Annotated in this window: 3 protein-coding genes; 2 read left to right on the top strand and 1 reads right to left on the bottom strand. The window is 44.8% G+C overall.

Annotated elements, in window-relative coordinates; all coding sequences use genetic code 11:
• Window positions 1-94: 94 nt before the first annotated feature.
• Together AB4496_RS13180 and tadA are read left to right on the top strand one after the other, a co-directional pair.
• Complete coding sequence (locus AB4496_RS13180) at window positions 95-1384, top strand: hemolysin family protein (protein WP_009848339.1); 1290 nt, start codon at window positions 95-97, stop codon at window positions 1382-1384.
• A gap of 76 nt (window positions 1385-1460) precedes the next feature.
• A complete protein-coding gene (gene tadA, locus AB4496_RS13185; protein ID WP_009848340.1) occupies window positions 1461-2099 on the top strand; it encodes a tRNA adenosine(34) deaminase TadA in 639 nt (212 codons plus the stop codon).
• Window positions 2100-2160: 61 nt separating this feature from the next.
• Here tadA and AB4496_RS13190 read toward each other — a convergent pair whose 3' ends face one another.
• Window positions 2161-2295, bottom strand: a complete 135-nt coding sequence (locus AB4496_RS13190; protein WP_010438952.1) for a hypothetical protein — start codon at window positions 2293-2295, stop codon at window positions 2161-2163.
• Window positions 2296-2391: the final 96 nt, after the last annotated feature.

Genomic DNA, 2391 nt, shown 5'->3' on the forward strand with positions numbered 1-2391 from the left:
ATCCAAAACTTTTTATATTCAAAATAAAGGCACTCAGCTTATACTCCGGATTACGGCTAATTGTTGGCCGGTAAATTTAGGAAATCCAAGCCACATGAAGATTCTGCTTTTAGTAGGGTTAATTGTTTTAAATGGTCTGTTTGCCATGTCAGAGATTGCACTGGTAGCAGCAAAGAATAGTCGGCTGAAACGCTTAGCCGAAAAACATCGCTCCGCTCAGGTTGCTCTTGAGCTCAAAGAAAATCCAACCCGCTTCCTTTCAACCATTCAAATCGGTATTACGGTAATCGGCCTACTCAGCGGTATTGTGGGTGAGGCGACGCTTTCTGCTCCACTGGCCGTTCAACTTGAACTGTGGGGACTCGATCCAACACAAGCGAATATCCTGTCTACCACGGTAGTCGTTGTGGGTATTACTTACTTCGCGATTGTTGTAGGTGAGCTAGTGCCAAAACGTTTTGCTCAATCTCAAGCTGAAAACATTGCTGTGCTAGTCGCGCTGCCTATCTTCTGGTTATCTAAAATTGCGACGCCGTTTGTGTTTGCGTTGTCTGCTTCTACGGAAGGTATTCTCAAGTTAATGGGACGTGGTGGCGAAGAAGACAGTGTGACGGAAGATGATATTCATGCACTCGTGAAAGAAGGCTCGGAATCTGGTGTGATTGAACGTGGCGAGCAAGAGATGATTCGCAATATCTTACAGCTTGATGACCGTTTGGTGAGCTCGTTGATGACGCCACGTCGAGACGTCGACTTTCTGGATATTAGCCAACCGGTTGAGCAGATATTTAAAAAGCTGCGCAGTTCAAAGCATAGTGTGTTTCCATTGTGCCAAGACCACCTCAATAAAGTGGTCGGTACGGTGTCAGCCAAAGCCTTATTGAATCAGGCGGGCAATTTAAACATTCAAGTGATCATGGGGCTATCTCGCTCTCCGATCTATGTTCCTGAATCGATGAAGGCTTTACGTCTACTTGGCTATTTTAAAGAGTCGGGTACAGAGATGGCATTCATTGTTGATGAATATGGCGATGTTCAAGGCCTTGTGACTCATTACGATATTCTTGAAGCGATTGCCGGTGAGCTATCCAATAACCCCAATGACCTATGGACAGAGCAAGTGGAAGATGGATTGCTGGTGGATGGATTGATTCCTATCAGTGAACTGAAAAACCGCTTAGAGCTGTCGGATTTTGAGGGTGAAAGCGAGAGCTTCCAAACGTTGAATGGCCTAGTGACTTGGTTAATAGGGCGCTTACCTGATGCCGGTGAAGTTGTTCAATACCAGCAGTGGCAGTTTGAAGTTATCTCTGTTGAGAACAATCGAATTGTGAGTATCAAAGCGACGCAAATAGCCGATGACATAGAAGGCGCCAATAGCTAGCGATCCGCCTAATCAGTAAGCGGCGATTGTTCATTGCCTCTTATCTCTTTATTGTTCATTATCACGAAGATTAGGTATGCTTCACCGCATACCTATTTTCGTTTTTATCCTTTGTTTTCTGGAGCTCCCTTTGTTAGACCATCAATTCAGCCCTCAAGATGAAATCTTCATGCGACGCGCCATCGAGGTCGCTAAGCAAGCAGAAAAAGAGGGAGAGGTTCCCGTTGGTGCTGTTCTAGTGAAAGATGGGGAGGTTATCTCTGAAGGATGGAACCGCTCGATTGGCTGCCACGATGCAACCGCACATGCAGAAATCGAAACCTTGCGTAAAGCAGGTCAAGCCTTGGAAAACTATCGCTTACTTGATACCACCTTGTATGTCACCTTAGAACCTTGCCCAATGTGCGCGGGTGCCTTATTACACAGCCGAGTAAAGCGCATTGTGTTTGGTGCTCCAGACTTAAAAGCGGGTGCGGCGGGTACGGTATTGAATCTCTTTGAAAGCCAAGCCTCATACCACTATGCCGATGTTGAGCATGGTTTGTTAGAGGAAGAGTGTCGTGAACAATTACAGGCGTTTTTTAAGCGCCGTAGAAAAGAGATCAAAGAGAAGCGAAAGCTTGAGCGTTTGCAGGAAGAGCAGCGTTTAGAATCTGACAAGGCAAGTAATAAGAATAAGGTCAGTAACAAGAACAAGGTCTGTAACAAAAAATAGCAGCGATCTTTCGGCACTCTCAATCATAAGAGTGCCAAGCAAACTTAGTTGGTCATTACTTTTACTCAGCAATCATCTGCATGAAAGCACGGTTGCGCCAAATGATCTTCTTCTTATTATTTGAAAGCATACGCTTACGACGGTTGGCAGCAACGGTCTTATCAAGGCGTTTCGATTTCAGTTTGTTCTTCATCATTTCAACGATTTCCTATTTGTCGTCTGGCTTTGTAAGTATGACTTCAGTTTTAATTATAGTGGTTATTTGCTTATAAGCTTTGCCACGAACTTAGCG

The organism is Vibrio sp. 10N.222.46.A1 (assembly GCF_041473595.1).
GTDB lineage: Bacteria > Pseudomonadota > Gammaproteobacteria > Enterobacterales > Vibrionaceae > Vibrio > Vibrio tasmaniensis_A.

Coding starts and splice junctions, on each gene's coding strand:
- AB4496_RS13190 (WP_010438952.1), bottom strand. CDS start 2,295: ATGATGAAGAACAAACTGAAATCGAAACGCCTTGATAAGACCGTTGCT.
- tadA (WP_009848340.1), top strand. CDS start 1,461: ATGCTTCACCGCATACCTATTTTCGTTTTTATCCTTTGTTTTCTGGAG.
- AB4496_RS13180 (WP_009848339.1), top strand. CDS start 95: ATGAAGATTCTGCTTTTAGTAGGGTTAATTGTTTTAAATGGTCTGTTT.